Below are 17,311 nucleotides of genomic sequence, written 5' to 3' on the forward strand. Positions count from 1 at the left end.
CATTACGACCCGATGCCCATGCCCCAATCGCTCCCGGCCGCCGAGCCGGCCATGTTCGAGGATAGCTTCATGCAGGATCATGACGACGCGCTGTTGGCCTTGCTGCTGGAAGACGGACTGGCCACTGGGGCCGGCACGCTCGACGTGCACACGTCCGCCACGGTGGCGCCGCTGTCGTGCTCGCAACAGCGGCTGTGGTTCCTGCAGACCTATGAACCCGACCTGACGGCGTATAACCTGCCCAGCGCCTTCCGCCTGTATGGCGTGGTGGACGGCGAGGCGCTTCAGATCGCGTTCGCCGCACTGGTCGAGCGGCATGGCGTGCTGCGCAGCCGCTTCTTCGAGCAGGACGGCCAGCCTTGCCAGGAAGTGCTGCACCAGGCCGCTTTCCGGCTGGAACAGGTCGACCTGGCCAATCTGCCGGCGGCCGAACGCGAGAACGAACTGGCGCGCCTGCTGCGCGAGAACGCGGCCCACCGCTTCGACCTGTCGCAGCCTCCGCTGATACGCGCCTCGCTGGTGCGGCTGGGGCCACAAGAGCACGTGCTGCTGATCTGCCTGCATCACATCGTGTCCGATGCCTGGTCGAATCCGCTGCTGGTGCGCGACCTGGCCCAGGCGTATCTGCAGGCGCGCACGCAAGGCAAGGCCAGCCTGGCGCCCTTGCCCTCGCAGTACGCGGACTTCGCCCGGTGGCAGCGCACGCCGCAGGGCCGCGAGCGCATGGCGGCCGACCTGGACTATTGGCGCGCACACGTGGGCGCGGCGCCTGCCGCGCTGGACCTGCCGCTGGATCGTCCGCGTCCGCCCAACCAGACGTTCAACGGCGCGCGCGTCTCGTGGGAGTTCGATCCCGCGCTCACCGCGGCGGTGCAGGCGTTCTGCAAGGCCCATCGCCTCACGCCGTTCGTGCCGCTGCTGGCGGCCTGGCAGGTATTGCTGGCGCGCTACAGCGGCCAGCAGTCGTTCGCGGTGGGCGTGCCGCACGCCGGCCGCAGCTTGCCCGAGGTGCAGGACCTGGTGGGCTTCTTCGTCAACACCCAGGTCTATCCGGTGCGGCTGGCCGACGCAGATACCTACGCGGGCCTCTGCCGACGGCTGCGCGACGAGGCGGTGGCCGCGCTGGACCATGCGGCCCTGCCGTTCGAGATGCTGCTCGAGACGCTGAAGGTGCGACGCGACAACAGCCGCAGCCCGGTGTTCCAGACGCTGTTCAACTTGCGCATGGCGGCGCGCTCGCTGACGCTGGACCTGGACGGCCTGCAGGTGCATCCCATCGTCGACCAGCACGTCACGGCCAAGTTCGACGTGATGCTGGACGTGGTGATCGAAGGCGGGCGCGCCAGGGCGGCGCTGGAATACAACACCGACCTGTTCGACGAGGCCACCATCCAGCGCCTGCGCGGACATTATGCGCATCTGCTGCAGTCCATGCTGCGCCAGCCGGACGCGCCGGTCATGCAGGCCGAGCTGATGGGCGACGATGAGCGGGCGCGGCTGCACGCCTGGGGCCATGCGCCGTGCGACCTCGGCCAGCCCGTTCCCGTCCACCGCCTCATCGAGGCGCGCGTCGCGGCGCAGCCGCACGCGCCCGCCCTGCAGTTCGGGGCCAGCACGCTGAGCTATGCCGAGATGAACGCGCGGGCCAATCGGCTGGCGCGGCAGCTGCGCGCGCGCGGCGTGGGCCCGGACGTGAAAGTGGGCGTGGCCGCCGAACGTTCGCTGGAACTGGTGCTGTCCCTGCTGGCCATCATGAAGGCGGGCGGCGCATATGTGCCGCTGGATCCGGACTATCCGGCCGATCGCCTGGCATTCATGCTGGCCGACAGCGGCGTGAGCCTGCTGCTGGCGCAGTCTCGCCTGCGCGCGCGCCTGCCGGCGCACGGCTGCGCGGTGATCGACATCGACGAATCGGTCGGCATGGCCGCGGACGCATCCGCCGACGACCTGGAAGACATCCCCGGCCAGCCGCTGCATGGCGAACATCTGGCATACGTCATCTATACGTCGGGTTCCACGGGCCGCCCCAAGGGCGTGGGCAACCGGCACTGCGCGCTGTACAACCGGCTGGCCTGGATGCAGGCCGAATACAACCTGGACGAACGCGATGCGGTGCTGCAGAAGACGCCGTACAGCTTCGACGTGTCGGTCTGGGAGTTCTTCTGGCCGCTGATGACGGGCGCGCGGCTGGTGGTGGCCGGGCCCGGCGACCATCGCGACCCCGTCCGCCTCGCCGCGCTGATCGCGCGGCACGGCATCACCACCCTGCATTTCGTGCCATCGATGCTGCAGGCCTTCGTGGCCCATGCGGCGCTGGCCGGCGAGGCGGGGCGGTGCCCGTCGCTCAAGCGCATCATCTGCAGCGGCGAAGCCCTGCCGGGCGAACTGCAGGACCGCGCGCTGGCGCAGTGGCCATGGGCGGGCCTGCATAATCTCTACGGTCCCACCGAGGCGGCCATCGACGTCACGTACTGGCAGTGCTCGCCCACCGGCGGCGCGGCCGTGCCGATCGGCCGGCCCATCGCCAACGTGCAGACGCATGTGCTGGACGGCCGGCTGGAGCCCGTGCCCGTGGGCGTGGCGGGCGAGCTGTACCTTGGCGGCATCGGGCTGGCGCGAGGCTATCTGGGCCGTGCCGGGCTGACGGCCGAACGCTTCGTGCCGGACCCGCGCGGCACGGGAGGGCGCCTGTATCGTACCGGTGACGTGTGCCGCTGGCGCGCCGACGGCGCCCTGGAGTATCTGGGCCGCACCGATCATCAGGTGAAGATCCGTGGCCTGCGCATCGAGCTGGGCGAGATCGAGGCCGCCTTGACCGCCCAGCCAGGCGTGTCGCAATCGGTGGTGGTGGCCCACCACGATGCACAGGGCGCGCGGCTGGTCGGCTACGTGGTGGGCGGGACCGATACGCGCGTGGACGCGCAGGCATTGCGAGCGGCGTTGGGCAGCAGTCTGCCTGAGTACATGGTGCCGCAGACGATCGTGGTGCTGACCGAGATGCCGCTCAGCCCCAACGGCAAGATAGACCGCAAGGCGCTGCCCGCGCCGGAGTTTTCCGCCAGCGCGCGGTTCGAAGCGCCGCGGGGCGAGGGCGAGATCCTGCTGGCCGGCATCTGGCGCGAAGTGCTGGGCGTGGCGCAGGTGGGCCGCGACGACAACTTCTTCGAACTGGGCGGTGACTCGATCCTAAGCCTGCAGATCGTGGCCCGTGCGCGCAAGGCGGGCATGCAGCTGAGCGCGCGGCAGCTGTTCGAACACCAGACCATCGCCGGGCTGGCCGAGGTGGCGCAAGCGCTGGCCGAGCGCGCGCCGCATGCGCCGCAGCGGGCCGGCGGCGCGCAGCCGCTGCTGCCGATACAGGCGCGCTTCTTCCAAGGCGAAGTGCCGCGGCGCCACCACTGGAACCAGGCCGTGCTGCTGCACGCCGATGCCGCCCTGGATGCGGACGCGCTGCGCCAGGCGCTGGACGCGGTGCTGGCCACGCACGACGCGCTGCGCCTGCGCTATCGCGAAGGCTTGGACGGCGAGTGGAGCCAGGCGTATGCCGAGCATGCCGACGCTGCCGATACCGTGCTGTGGCAACGGCAGGTCCGCGGCGAAGCGGCCCTGCAGCAGGTTTGCGAAGAGGCGCAGCGCAGCCTGGACCTGGCCGCGGGGCCGTTGCTGCGCGCGGTCGCCATCGATGCGGACGACGCGGGATGGCGGCTGCTGCTGGTGGTGCACCACCTGGTGGTGGACGGCGTGTCTTGGCGGGTGCTGCTGGAGGACCTGGCATCGGCTTATCGCCAGGCCGCGCTGGGGCAGCCGCCGGCGCTGCCGCCAGCCAGCGCGTCGTACCAGGAATGGGCGCGCCGGCTGCAGCAGCACGCGCATGACGATGCGGTGCGTGCCGAGCTGCCGTATTGGCAGGCTCAGGAAGCGGTGCGCGCCACCTTGCCGGGCCAGGAGGGCGCCGGGGGCCTTCAGGCAAACCAGGCCCGCTGCACGGTGAACCTGTCCACGCAGGAGACCCGCCAGTTGCTGAAGGAGGTGCCGGCAGCCTATCGCACACAGGTCAACGACGTGCTGCTGACCGCACTGGGACGGGCACTGTGCGAGTGGACCGGCAGCAGCGAGATCCTGGTGGACATCGAAGGGCATGGCCGCGAGCCGCTGGCGGACGATATGGATCTCAGCCGCAGCGTCGGCTGGTTCACGACCATCTACCCCGTCCGCCTGGCGCCCAACGGCACGCCGGGCGATGCCTTGAAGCGCGTGAAGGAGTCGGTGCGTTCGGTGCCGGGGCGCGGCCTGGGACACGGCCTGCTGCGATATCTGGGCGCGGCCGGCGACCGGCTGGCCATGGCGACGCTGCCGCAGCCCGAGGTGCAGTTCAATTATCTGGGGCAGTTCGACAACAGCTTCGGCGCCGATGCGCCGTGGCGGCTGGCGCGAGAAGGCGCGGGCGCCACCCGGGACGCCGGCGCGCCGCTGTCGCACCCCCTTGCCGTCACGGGGCAGGTGCATGAAGGGCGGCTCGCGCTGACCGCCTTCTATGACGGCGCGCGCTTCGAGGCGCCGCGCATCGAACGTGTGCTGGCGCGCACGGCCGAAGAGCTGCGCGCGCTCATCCGGCACTGCCTGGGCGCCCAGGGATTCACCCCATCCGACTTTCCCCTGGTCGCGCTGACGCAGGCACAGCTGGACGCGCTGCCGCTGCCCGCGCGCCAGGTCGAGGACCTGTACCCGCTTGCGCCCATGCAGGCCGGCATGCTGTTCCACAGCCTGTACGACGATACCAGCGAAGGCCGCGTTCCCTCCTACGTCAATCAGCTGTGCGTCGACGTGGTCGGGCTGGACGTGAAGCGCTTCGCCTCTGCATGGCGGGCCGCCATGGCGCGGCACGATGTCCTGCGCACGGGCTTCCTGGCCCAGCCCGGCGGGGCGGGCGAGCCGCTGCAGTGGGTGGCGCGCGCGCCCGAGTTGCCTTTGCGCGAACTGGATTGGCGCGCAGAAGCCTCGGCGCCGGACCTGCAGGCACGGCTGGACGCGCTGGCCGGCGAAGAGCGCACGCGCGGATTCACGCTGGCGGAGCCGCCGCTGATGCGGCTGGTGCTGGTGCGGCTGGACGCCGAGCGCTATCGCGTGATCTGGACCGTGCATCACCTCTTGCTCGACGGCTGGAGCACGTCGCGCCTGCTGGGCGAAGTGCTGCGCGAGTACGGCGGCGTGCGCCCCGCGGCGCGGCGAGGGCGCTTCCGCGACTACCTGGCCTGGCTGGCCGGGCGCGACACGCGCGCCAGCGAGCGGTACTGGCGCGAACTGTTGGCGCCGGCGGGCAGCGGCACGCACCTGGCGGGTGCGGTGGCCGCGCCTCGCGCGCCCATCGCCGGCCACACCGAGCACGTCACGCAGTTGGATCATGCGAGCTTCGAAGCCCTGGCGCAGGCGGCGCGCGGCCTGCGCGTGACCCTCAACACGCTGGTGCAGGCTGCGTGGCTGCTGGTACTGCAGCGCTACACGGGGCAGGATGCCGTGGTCTGCGGCGTGACGGTGGCCGGGCGCCCGCAGGAACTGCCCGGCTCCCACGACATGCTGGGCCTGTTCATCAATACCTTGCCCGTACTCGGCATGCCCTCGGGAACCATGACGGCCGCCGAGTGGCTGCGCGAGGTGCAGTCGCAGAACCTTGCCTCGCGCGAACACGAGCACACGCCGCTTTACGAGATACAGCGCTGGACGGGCGCGGCCGGGCGGGGTCTGTTCGATACGCTGGTGGTCTACGAAAACTATCCGGTGGACGGCACGCTGCGCGAAGCGGCGCCCGGCGGGCTGGTCATCGACGCGCCCGCGCTTCGCGAGCAGACGCATTACCCGCTGACGCTTGCCGTCGTGCAGCAGGAAGGCTTGCGCCTGCGCCTGGGCTACGACCGAGAGGTATACGGCGAGGACGTGGTCCAGGCGCTGGGCCGCCATCTGGTGCACGCCATGACGCAGCTGGCGCAGGCGCCGCAGCAGCGGCTGGCCGCGCTGGCGCTGCCGGATGCGGAGGAAACGGCGCTGCTGCAGCGGTGGGGCGGCGCCGAGCCGCGGCATACCGCGGGGCCGCTGGTCCACCAGATGATCGCGGCGCATGCCGCGCAACGGCCGGATGCGGCCGCCGCGGCCCTGGGCGACGAAGTCTGGACCCACGCCCGCGTGCACGCCGTATCGAACCGGCTGGCGGGAGTGCTGCGCGCGCGCGGGGTGGGACGCGAGTCGCGCGTGGCCGTGGCCATGGGACGATCGCCGCGGGCGCTCGCGGCCTACCTCGCGGTGCTGAAGGCGGGCGGCGCCTACGTGCCCCTGGATCCCGCTTACCCCGCCCAGCGGCTGGCCGACATCGTGCAGGACAGCGGCGCCTGCCTGCTGCTGACCGAGCCTGCGCTGCGCGGGGCGATGGCGCATGCGTGCGGCGCCGGCCCGGCGATCTGGACATGGGACGAGGCGGAACTGGCGCGGCAGTCCGATGCGTTCGAACCGGCCGCGCTGCATGCGGGCAGCCTGGCTTACGTCATCTACACCTCCGGGTCCACCGGCAAACCCAAGGGCGTGGCGGTGCCGCACGGGCCGCTGGCCATGCACGTGCGGGCCACCATCGACGGCTACGAGATGGGCGCGCATACGCGCGAGCTGCATTTCCTGTCCTTCGCCTTCGACGGCGCGCACGAGCGCTGGCTGTCGGCGCTGGCGGCCGGCGGCATGGTGCAGCTGCGTGACGATGAGCTGTGGTCCGCGCAGCGCACCTGGCAGGCGCTGCACGACTATCGCATCACCAACGCGGGCTTTCCGCCCGTGTACCTGAAGCAGCTGGCCGAATGGGCGGAAGAGGCCGGCGATCCCCCGCCGGTGGACCTGTACTCGTTCGGCGGCGAGGCCATGCCCCAGGCCACGCTGGCGCAAGTCGTGCGCGCCCTGCGGCCGCGGCTGCTGATCAACGGCTACGGGCCGACGGAAACGGTGGTGACGCCGCTGACATGGAAGGCGTATGCCGAGACCGCGGCGTCACAATTGCGCACGCCGTACGCGCCGATCTGCGGGGGCGACGCGCCCGGCGGCGGACCGGTGGGCGAGCGGGTGGCCCGCGTGCTGGACGACGCGCTGAACCCGGTGCCCATAGGCGTGACGGGGGAACTGTACCTGGGCGGAGCAGGCCTGGCGCGCGGCTACCTGGACCGCCCCGGCCAGACCGCGGCGGCTTTCCTGCCGGATCCGTATGGCCCGCCGGGCGCGCGCCTGTACCGCACCGGCGACCTGGTGCGCTGGACTCGCGACGGCGCGCTGGAGTATCTGGGCCGCATCGACCATCAGGTAAAGATACGGGGCTTTCGCATCGAACTGGGCGAGATAGAGGCTCGCCTGCTGGCGCACGACGACGTGGCGCAGGCCGTGGTGGTGGCGCATCGGGACGGTACGGGCGCCCGCCTGGCCGCCTACGTGGCGCCGCATGCCGGTTGCGATCCGCAGCCGCAGGTCCTGAAAGACATGCTGCGCTCCCAACTGCCCGACTACATGGTGCCGGCTTCGCTGACGGTGATGCCTGCATTGCCGCTGAATACCAGCGGCAAGATCGACCGCCGCGCGCTGCCCGCGCCGTCGTTCGAAAGCGAGCGGGAGTACGAGGTTCCTCAGGGCGCGCTGGAGACCGCGCTGGCCGGCGTCTGGCGCGAGGTGCTGGGTGTGGCCCGGGTGGGCCGACACGACAATCTGTTCGAACTGGGCGGGGATTCCATCCTGACGCTGCAGATCGTCGCGCGCGCGCGGCGGGCCGGTCTGCAGCTGGCGCCGCGCCAGTTGTTCGAACACCAGACCGTGGCGGAACTGGCCAGGGTGGCGCAGCTGGCCGGCGCGCAGGCCGTTGCCGTGGCGGGCACCGAGCGCGCCGAGGGACAAGCCGCGCTGACGCCCATCCAGGCTTCCTTCTTCGCCCAGGACCTGCCGCAGCGCCATCATTGGAACCAATCGCTGCTGCTGACGCCGAGCGAGACGCTGGATGGCGATGTGCTGGAGCAGGCGCTGCAGGCGCTCGCCGCGCATCATGATGCCTTCCGGCTCGGCTTCGTGCGCGACGCCGCCGATGGCGCCTGGAAACAGTTCTATCAGGCCGAGGCGCCCGCCGTGCCGCTGCATCGCGAGGCGCTGGATGGCGCCGAGTCGCTGGACGCCGTGTGCCGGCGCTGCCAGGCCTCGCTGGACTTGCAGCGGCCGCCGCTGGCGCAGGCATGGCTGGTTCAGCTGCCGCAGGGCGAGCAGCGGCTGTTGTTCGTCGCGCATCACTTGATCGTGGACGGCGTGTCGTGGCGCGTGCTGCTGGAGGACCTGCAGACGGCGTATCGCCAACTGCAGTCGGACGCGTGCGTCGGCCTGCCGCCGCGCACCAGTTCGCTGGCGGCCTGGACAGACAGGCTGGCGCAACGGGCGCGTTCGCCCGAACTGCTGTCCGAGCTGCCGTACTGGCGAGCGCAGCGGGAGGCCGCCGCGATCGCGCTGCCGCTGGACGATGCACGGGCAGCCAATACCCAGGCGCAGGCCCGCCATGAACGTATCGAGATCGATGCGCAGGCCACGGCCAAGCTGCTGCACGAAGCCCCGGCGGCCTATCGCACGCAGATTTCCGACCTGCTGCTGGCCGCGCTGGCCGGCGCGGTGGCGCACTGGACCGGGCGGGACACGGTGGGCATCAACCTCGAAGGCCATGGCCGCGAGCCGTGGTTCCCCGAGATCGATCTGCATCGCACGGTGGGCTGGTTCACCAGCGTCTATCCGGTGGCCCTGCCGGTGCACGATGGGCCGGAGGCGACGCTGAAGGCCGTCAAGGAAGCGCTGCGCGCGGTGCCGCGCAAGGGGCTGGGTTATGGCGTGCTGAAGTACCTGGGCGATGGCGAGACGCGCCAGGCGCTCGCGGGAGCCGCGGCGTCCATCACGTTCAACTACCTGGGCCAGCTCGACGCCGGCGCCGCCGCCGATGCGCTGCTGCGCCTGGCGGACGAGCCGCTGGGCGGCGGGCTCGCCCCCGACACGCCGCTGGGCGAGGCGCTGGCCTTCAATGCACGCGTATCGGGAGGGCGGCTGCGGATCGATTGCCGATACGGCGGCGCCCAGCTGCGCGCGGATACCGTCGCGGCGCTGCTCGCGGACATGCATGCACGCCTGCGTTCGCTGATCGCACTGTGCGAAGGAGGGCAGGTCAAGGGCATCACGCCTTCCGACGTGCCGCTGGCCGGCCTGGACCAGACCCGCCTCGATGCCTTGCTGCGGCGCCTGGCTGTGCCGCCAGCCCAGTTGGAGGACCTCTATCCGGCCACGCCGATACAGCAGGGCATGCTGCACGACGCGCTGCTCAAGCCCGGGTCGGTGGCCAACATCGTGCAGATGCAGGCGCGCGTGGCCGATTTCGACGCGCCGCGCTTCATCGCAGCCTGGCGCGCCGCCGTGGCGCGCCACCCCGTGCTGCGCACCGCCATCGTGTGGCAGGGCGGCCTGCCCGAGCCGCTGCAGCTGGTGCTGCGCACGCTGGAGTTCCCCGCGGACGTGCGGGACTGGACCGGCCGATCCGACGTGGACGCGGACTGGCAGGCCCTGTGCGACCACGAGTACGGCCGCGGCTTCGACCTGGAGCGCGCGCCGCTGATGCGGCTGGTGCTGGTGCAGGTCGGCCAGCCGCAGGCGCGCGACTATCGCTACGTATGGACCTGGCACCACCTGCTGCTGGACGGCTGGAGCATGTCCACGCTGCTGGGCGAGGTGCTGCGCGAGTATGCGGGCGAGGCGTTGCCGGCCGCTTGCGGGCCCGTGGCCACCCATCGCGAGTATCTGACGTGGCTGCGCGGCCACGACGCGCAGGACGACCGTGCCTTCTGGCGCGAACGCGTTGCGCCGTTGGCGCGCCCCACGCTGCTGGCGCCGACCCTGCCGAGGCCGGGCGACCGGGCGGCAGAGCACTACGGGCTGGTGCAGCGCCGGCTGGACCCCGCGCAGGTGGAGCGCCTGCAGCGCCATGCGGCCAGCCAGCAGGTCACGGTCAACACGGTGGTGCAGGCGGCCTGGCTGCTGGTGCTGCAGCGTCGCCTGCGCGAGCCGGTGCTGGCCTTCGGCGCCACAGTGGCGGGGCGTTCGGGCGACCTGCCCGGGCTGGACAACCTGACCGGACTCAGCATCAATACGCTTCCGGTGGTGCAGCGCCTGCAGCCCGGCCAGCGGGTCGGCGAGTGGCTGCGCGACCTGCAGCGGCACAATCTCGAGCTGCGCCAGCGCGAACACGTGGCGCTCTATGACGTGCAGCGCTGGGCCGGCCGCAGCGGCAGGCCCCTGTTCGACACGCTCATGCTGTTCGAGAACTATCCGGTGGACAGCGCGCTCAAGCGCGGCTCGCGGCAGACCGTGCGGTTCTCCAATGTGGTGAACCGGGGCGCCACGCGTTATCCCATCACCGTCGTCATTCTGCCCACCAACGGCCTGACGCTGCGCCTGGAGTACGACCGCGCGGAGATCGCGGCCGACGCCGTGCCGCCGCTGATGGACGAGTTCGAGGCGCTGTTGCTGCGGCTGGGGCAGGACGCCGGCCGCACGGTGGCCGAGGCGGCCGAGATCGGCGTGCCGATATATGACTCCGTTGCGGGGTCGGCATCGCCCGCATCCTCGGCGCGCCCGGCCGTGGAGCCGCCAGCCGCGGTGTCGCACGCGCTGCTGGGGCTTTGGCGCGAAGTGCTGGCGCTCGATGACGCGCAGCCCGCGGAGCAGGACGACTTCTTCGACCTGGGCGGCACGTCCATCGACGCGGTGCGGCTGCTGGCGCGCTGCCGGGAACTGGCCGCGCAAGGCATGCTGCCGGCCGCGCCGGCGTTGGCTGACCTCTACGCCCATCGTACCGCCCGCGACCTGGCGAGCCGCCTGGCGGAACTGGCGCGGCACCCCGCCCCGGGCCTCATCCGCCTGGCAGGGCAAGCGGACGCGCAGCCCGCCTGCTATGGCGTGCCGGCGCGGCTGGGCAACGCGGAAGAGTATCGCGCCATGGCCCAGGGCTTGTCGTTGGGCCGCCCCGTGGTCGGGCTGCACAGCCCGCCCGAACTGGAGGAGCAGTGGGCCGCGCTCACGCTGCCCGATCTGGCGGCACGCTACGCCGATCTGCTGCTGTCGCAGGACCGCGGTCAGCCGTTCTGCCTGGTGGGCTGGTCCATCGGCGGCCTGCTGTCGCTGGAGATCGCCCGCCAGCTGCGGGGCAGGGCGGACCTGCGCCTGGCCGCGATGCTGGACGTGTCCGACTTCACGCGCCTGCGGACGCGGCTGGCCGCAGTGCAGGCGCCGCCGGATGCGCTGCTGGCCAGGCTCGAGGCCGAACTGCACGGCTGGCTGGCGCGTTCGGCGATGGCGTCGCGCTGGCACGCCCTGTTGGCCGCATTCTCGCCGCCGCAGTACTGGCACTTCCTGCTCGAGGTGGTGGGACGGCACACCGGAGAGGACGGGCCCGGGCTGCCGCTGGATGGTCCGCGGCCCGCCAGCCGCGAGTATGCGCTGTGGAGCGAACTGAACTGCCTGCGATTGGCGTTGGGCTATGCGATGCCTGAAACTCCCGTCGCCGTGGACGTGTGCGCCTGGCAGTCCGAGGCCTCGGCCAATGGCGGCGTCGCGCAGCCCGACTGGCCCGCCCATGCGAGGCTGGCCGGCCGCCTGGCGACCATCGCAGGCACCGACCATCTGAACCTGCTGGCCAGTCCGGCCATGCATCGCGCGCTGCAGGACGCGCTGTCTCACGCGCTGCGGCGTCAAGGAACTCCCACATGCTAGCCACTCTGATCCGTCAATCGCGCGCGCTGCTGATGCTGGCGGTGTGCGTCAGCCTGCTGGGCGGAGCGAGCAACGTCACGCTGATCGCGCTGGTGAACTCGGCCCTCGCGGCCGAAGGGGCCGCGCGCGTCGCCTTGGCCTTGCCGTTCGCCGCCGCCGTGGCATGCGCCATCGGCGCGCACGTGGCGGCGGGCATGCTGTTCCAGCGTCTCAGCCAGCAGGCGCAGGCGAACCTGCGCATCGGCCTGTCGCGCAAGGTGCTGGGGGCTTCATACCGGCAGTTCGAGACCGTCGGCACGGCCCGCGTGCAAAGCGCGCTGACCGATCACAGCGCCACGCTGGCCAATCTGTTCGTGGCGCTGCCCGGGCTGGTCAGCAACACCGTCGTGGTGCTGGGCTGCCTGGCCTATCTGTCGGTGCTGTCGTGGCCGGTATTCCTGGGCGCGCTGGCCGCCATCGTGCTGGGCGCGCTGGGCTACCACCTGGGCCACATGCGGGCGCTGGGCCATCTCGAGCGGGCCGCCGGCGAACAGGACCGCTTGTTCGAACACTTCGGCGCCATGGCAGGCGGCGCCAAGGAACTGAAGCTCAGCCGCGGCAAGTCGCGCGCGTTCGCGGGACGCCTGCTCGAGCCCACCATCGAGCGCCTGCGCCGGGCGCGCACGCGCGGCATGTCGATCTTCGTCGCCGCCGCGAGCTGGGGCAACCTGTTGATCTACGCTCTGATCGGGGTGCTGCTGTTCCTGGTGTTCGCCGAGCCGGGCCATCCGCAGCGCATCACGACGGGTTTCGTGCTGGTCATCCTGTTCATGGTGACGCCCTTGGAAGTGCTGCTGAAGAACCTGCCGCTGGTGAACCTGGCCCGCGTATCGGCACGCCGCATCGACGACCTGATGGCCAGCCTGCCGCAGGAACCGGTGGCCGCGCAGGACCGCGTGCTGCCCATGCCGCGCACGCTGACCCTCGAGGGCGTGACGCACCGCTATTACCACGAGCAGAGCGACGATATGTTCACCCTGGGGCCCATCGACCTGACGCTGCGCCCGGGCGAGATCACGTATCTGGTGGGCGGCAACGGCAGCGGCAAGACCACCTTGGCCAAGCTGCTGGTCGGCCTGTACGAGCCCGAGTCGGGCCGGATCCTGCTGGACGGCGTGCCCGTGCCGCCCGACGCGCGCGCCGACTATCGCCAGCTCTTCGCCACGGTGTTCTCCGACTTCTACCTGTTCGAAAGCCTGCTGGGCGCGGATTCGGCCGAGCACGACGCGCGCGGCAACGCCCTGCTGGGCCGGCTGCATTTGCAGCACAAGGTGCGCATGCGGGACGGGGCGTTCAGCACGCGCGCGCTGTCGCAGGGACAGCGCAAGCGGCTGGCCCTGGTAGAGGCCTATCTGGACGAGCGCCCATTCCTGGTGTTCGACGAATGGGCGGCCGATCAGGACCCGGCGTTCAAGGAGGTGTTCTACCGCGAGGTCCTGCCCGAGCTGCGCCGCCTGGGCAAGGGCGTCCTGGTGATCACGCACGACGATCGCTACTTCCCCCTGGCCGACCGCATGCTGCGCATGGAAAGCGGCCAGCTGCACGAAGAGACCATGCCGCGCCGCGAGTACAGCGCCGCCTGATTTCGTTGTAAAAAGACGCCCGTGAAAACAAAAACCATTCCTGATGGCCGCATGGTGGCCGGCGGGCGCGGCGTCCTGTGGGCGCGCGCGGTCGTGGTCATCGTGTTCGCCTATGGATTTGCCTGGGGCGTCTGCGCGCTGGGCGCGGTATTGCTGGCTCGCGCCGGCATGGCGCGCAGCGAGGCCGTGATGGTGTTCGCCATGGCGGGCTTCCTCGTGTACCTGGTGGCCGCGCTGTGGGCCATCGCCACGCGCAGGCTGCTGCGCACGGCACTTGTCCTGGGCGGCGGCGGCCTGCTGCTGACCCTGCTGGCACGCGTGCTGGCGCAGCATGCCGGAGCCGCCTGATGCGCTGGAGCCTGCGCGACTCCATGCAGTGGGCCCACACCTGGGGCGGGGTGGCCACCGGCCTGCTGCTGATGGTGGCCTTCCTGATGGGTTCGATCGCGGTGTTCGACCGCGAGCTGGACCGCTGGATGATGCCGGACACCCGCTTGCCCGCACCCACCCACGCGGTGTCGCTGGACCGCGTGGTGGCGCCGCTGGTGCAGCAGGCCGCGCCGCCCGGCGGCCAGGTGCTGCAATGGCTGGCCGACCTGCCCGACGCCAGGGATCCTTCGCTGGCGCTGGCCATTGACGGCCGCCCATTCGGCCGCGTGCTGCGCCTGGCCGACCCGCACACCGGCACGCTGCTGCCCGATCCCGGCACGTTGGGCGCCACCCGGTTCTTCTACCCGCTGCACTACAACCTGCACCTGCGAGCGGCCGACCTGGGCGCATGGCTGATCGGCTTCGCCGGCATGGTGATGCTGGCCTGCATCGTTTCGGGCGTCATCATCCATGCGCGGCTGTTCAAGGACTTCTTCACGTTCCGGCCGGGCAAGAACCTGCAGCGCAGCGTGCTGGACCTGCACAACGTGATGGGCGTGCTGGCGCTGCCGTTCCACTTCGTCATCACCTTCTCGGGGCTGGTGATCTTCTTCCTCATCTATCTGCCGTCCGCGATCCAGGCGCTGTATCCCGAGGGACCCAACACCTTCTATACCCAATGGCTTTCCCGCTACGACCGGCCTCCCGCGATGAAGCCCGCGCCGCTGTCCTCGCTGGACGCCATGGTGGCCGAGGCCCAGCGCGTGTGGGGCGGTGGGCAGGCCGCGTCCGTGCGCGTGCGCTACCCGGGCGATGCCAATGCCTACGTCGAGATCCGCCGGTCGGTGCAGGACGGCATCGGGCGCGGCTTCGAGCCCGTGTACTTCGACGGGCCCAGCGGCGCGGTGCTGCAGACCGCGCCTGCGATGCCGGTCACGTCCGTGCAGCGGTTCATGGTGGAACTGCATTCGGTCACCTTCGACAGCGACGTGCTGCGCTGGCTGTACTTCCTGGGCGGCCTGGCGGGCTGTGTGCTGATCGCCACCGGCATGCTGTACTGGGTCGAGAAGCGCCGCGCCAGGCACGCCCAGCAGGGCAGGCTCGGCGCCGCGCTGGTGGCCGGCGTGGCCTGCGCCGCCATCACCGGATTGATACTGGCCACGTTGGCGATGCTGCTGGCCAATCGCGCCTTGCCGCCTCACATGGCGGCGAGGCAGTGGATCGAAGTGCTGGTCTTCTGCGGCGCCTGGCTGCTGGCGGCGCTGCACGGCATCGTGGGCGCCTTGCGCCGGCGCGACGGGTCGGCTCCGTGGCGCATGCAGTGCGCGACGATCGCCGCGCTGGCCCTGGCCTGCGTCGTCGGCAATGCCCTGTCCACGGGGGACCATCTGGTGCGCACCGTCGCGCGCGGCGACTGGGCCGTGGCCGGCACCGACTTCGTGCTGCTGGCGACCGCGGCCGTGGCGGCATGGGCGGCCCGGCGTCTCGCGCTGCGTGAACGCGCCTACCGCAGCGTCGGCGAGGCGCGCCATGCTTGAAGCCTTCGGCCTCGCGCTGCTGCTGGGCTATCTGGCTTTCGCGCTGATGGCTTGCGCCATGGCGCGCCATCGGGACGATATCGCGGGCTGCGAACTGCCGGAACCAACGGCCGCGGCCGGGCAGAGCCTGCGCCTGGCGGCCGGCGTGTTGTTGCTGGCCGCCCTGTGTGCCGCGATATCTTTGGCGGGCCCGGCATTCGGCGCGCTGCTCTGGGCAATGGACATCAGCCTGGCCGCCATGCTCGTGGCCTTTACGCTGACCTGGCGCCCGGGCTGGCTGGCGCCCTTGCTGCGCTGGGTGATGCGGCGATCAGGGTAGCGCCCGCCGGACGCGGCGTCTCCGCCGATCGGTAGCCGATACGAAAGCCGCCCCAATGCCGGCCGTTCACGTAGATGGGCGCCGACAGGTCATGCATGACTTCGCCCGTGTCGCGCTTGTAGGTTTGCAGCAGGAAGGGCCGGGTGTTGCTGCCGCAGCGCGATCCCGTGCGGTCGGTGAAGATGCGCTTGGTGCGGTTGTGCACCAGGTCGTGTTCGTAGTCGCCCGTGAGCGGCTGCGAGAACTTGCGGTTGTGCGTGGGAAAGTAGCCGCGGTCGTCCACCGCGCCCGCATACGCCAGCCACGGCATGTCCTCCAGCAGGCCTTCCTGGATCGGCGGCAGCGCCTGGTCGGTGTAGGCGTCGAAGGCGCTGGAGTGCTTGACGGGATCGGTGCCCGGGATCGGCACGTAGCGGCGGTCGAACAGCGCCGCCTCGGTGATGCGGCCTTCGGCGATGGCTCGTTCGAACAGTTCGCCCACGGCCCGCGCGGCGCGCTGGGCGGCTTCGCGCACCGGGTCGTGAGCGGTGCGCACGGCCAGCTCGGCCAGGACCGCCAGCAGCGTCTCGCCGCGTTCGCTCAGCTGCATGGCCGACTGCGTGGCGCGCGGCAGTTCGGCGTGCGTGGCCACCATGCCGTCGCGGATGTGCGAGACGGCCTTGGAGATGGCCCGCGTGGTCGTCACGTGCTCGTGCGACGCGTCGGCGATCTGCTGGACCGCGTCCTGCGATACGCCGGCCGAGCGTTCGATGCCGCCCAGGAACCCGTGCACCCGCTGGACGTTCTGCGCGGCTTCCTGCACCTTGTGCGTCAAAGACGCCATGCCGCCGGCGGCGCGTTCGGCCTGCTCGGCGATCTCGCGCACCATGGCGCCGATGTCGTCGGTGGCTTCCTTGGTGCGCAGCGCCAGTTGACGCACTTCGCTGGCCACCACCGCGAACCCGCGGCCATGCTCGCCCGCGCGCGCCGCCTCGATGGCCGCGTTCAGCGCCAGCAGGTTGGTGCGCATGGCGATTTCGTTGATGGTGGCGGTGATGCCGTGGATGTGCCGGGACTTGTCCTGCAGGTCTTCCATCAGCGCGCTGGACTGCTGCGCGTCCTGGCGCGCCTGGTCGATCAGGCGCCACCCCTGGTCGACCTCGGCCCGACCCGCCACGCTCTGTTCGCGCACCTCGGCGGCGATGCGCGAGGCCTCGGCGGCGCTCTGCGCGATCTGTTCGGTGCTCTGCGCGGTGTCGGCCGCGCGGGCCGCGATGTGCTCGGTGGCCTGCAGGTCGCGATCCACCTGTTTCTTGATGGCGTCGATGAAGTGCGAGGTCTCGGCCGCCCCGATGACGATATGGTCCACCTCGGCGCCGGCGCGCTCCAGCCGGTGGGTGTCGTCGCGGCGGCGGTATGGGTCCCACAGCCGCCAGGCCGCCAGCGCGGTGATGGCGGCAAGCGCCGCGGGCAGCAAGGCCTGCGGCGTGGCGGGTCCGGCCGCGGCGGCGACGATGACGCCGACCAGCGCGCAGGCAGCGCCCACGGCCAGGCTTCGGATGGTGCTATGGCCTATTGCTGTCACTCGTACTCCCCTCCCAGGAACTTCGATCGCTGCAACAGGTGCGCGGCGCGAGGCCGCGTCTCGTTATACGGCGGCATGACGCATGCATGCATGCCGG

Annotated in this window: 6 protein-coding genes; 5 read left to right on the forward strand and 1 reads right to left on the reverse strand. The window is 71.1% G+C overall.

Features of this window, described 5'->3' with window-relative positions:
* Positions 1-18 precede the first annotated feature (18 nt).
* Genes CAL15_RS06170 through CAL15_RS06190 form a run of 5 tightly spaced genes read left to right on the forward strand, consistent with a single transcriptional unit; the run spans position 19 to position 15,650 of the window.
* Positions 19-11,802 carry a non-ribosomal peptide synthetase gene (locus CAL15_RS06170; protein ID WP_198299158.1) on the forward strand — a complete coding sequence of 3,928 codons (11,784 nt, stop codon included), beginning with the start codon at positions 19-21 and terminating at the stop codon, positions 11,800-11,802.
* A complete protein-coding gene (locus tag CAL15_RS06175; RefSeq protein WP_086077772.1) occupies positions 11,796-13,424 on the forward strand; it encodes a cyclic peptide export ABC transporter in 1,629 nt (542 codons plus the stop codon). The genes CAL15_RS06170 and CAL15_RS06175 overlap by 7 nt, the downstream gene beginning before the upstream one ends.
* A gap of 21 nt (positions 13,425-13,445) precedes the next feature.
* Positions 13,446-13,772 (forward strand): iron uptake protein, encoded by a 327-nt coding sequence (locus tag CAL15_RS06180; RefSeq protein ID WP_157666608.1) that lies wholly within the window; start codon positions 13,446-13,448, stop codon positions 13,770-13,772.
* On the forward strand, positions 13,772-15,331 hold the full coding sequence (locus CAL15_RS06185) for a PepSY-associated TM helix domain-containing protein (protein ID WP_086077774.1): 1,560 nt from the start codon (positions 13,772-13,774) through the stop codon (positions 15,329-15,331). The genes CAL15_RS06180 and CAL15_RS06185 overlap by 1 nt, the downstream gene beginning before the upstream one ends.
* On the forward strand, positions 15,324-15,650 hold the full coding sequence (locus CAL15_RS06190) for a DUF3325 family protein (protein WP_086077775.1): 327 nt from the start codon (positions 15,324-15,326) through the stop codon (positions 15,648-15,650). The genes CAL15_RS06185 and CAL15_RS06190 overlap by 8 nt, the downstream gene beginning before the upstream one ends.
* Here CAL15_RS06190 and CAL15_RS06195 read toward each other — a convergent pair.
* Positions 15,583-17,214 (reverse strand): methyl-accepting chemotaxis protein, encoded by a 1,632-nt coding sequence (locus CAL15_RS06195; protein WP_232468130.1) that lies wholly within the window; start codon positions 17,212-17,214, stop codon positions 15,583-15,585. The genes CAL15_RS06190 and CAL15_RS06195 overlap by 68 nt on opposite strands.
* Between the last annotated feature and the right edge of the window lie 97 nt (positions 17,215-17,311).

The organism is Bordetella genomosp. 13 (genome assembly GCF_002119665.1).
GTDB lineage: Bacteria > Pseudomonadota > Gammaproteobacteria > Burkholderiales > Burkholderiaceae_B > Bordetella.

Bases quoted from the DNA above. Each gene is read 5' to 3' on its own strand.
- CAL15_RS06170 (WP_198299158.1), top strand. From the start codon at position 19: ATGCCCCAATCGCTCCCGGCCGCCGAGCCGGCCATGTTCGAGGATAGC.
- CAL15_RS06175 (WP_086077772.1), top strand. From the start codon at position 11,796: ATGCTAGCCACTCTGATCCGTCAATCGCGCGCGCTGCTGATGCTGGCG.
- CAL15_RS06185 (WP_086077774.1), top strand. From the start codon at position 13,772: ATGCGCTGGAGCCTGCGCGACTCCATGCAGTGGGCCCACACCTGGGGC.
- CAL15_RS06190 (WP_086077775.1), top strand. From the start codon at position 15,324: ATGCTTGAAGCCTTCGGCCTCGCGCTGCTGCTGGGCTATCTGGCTTTC.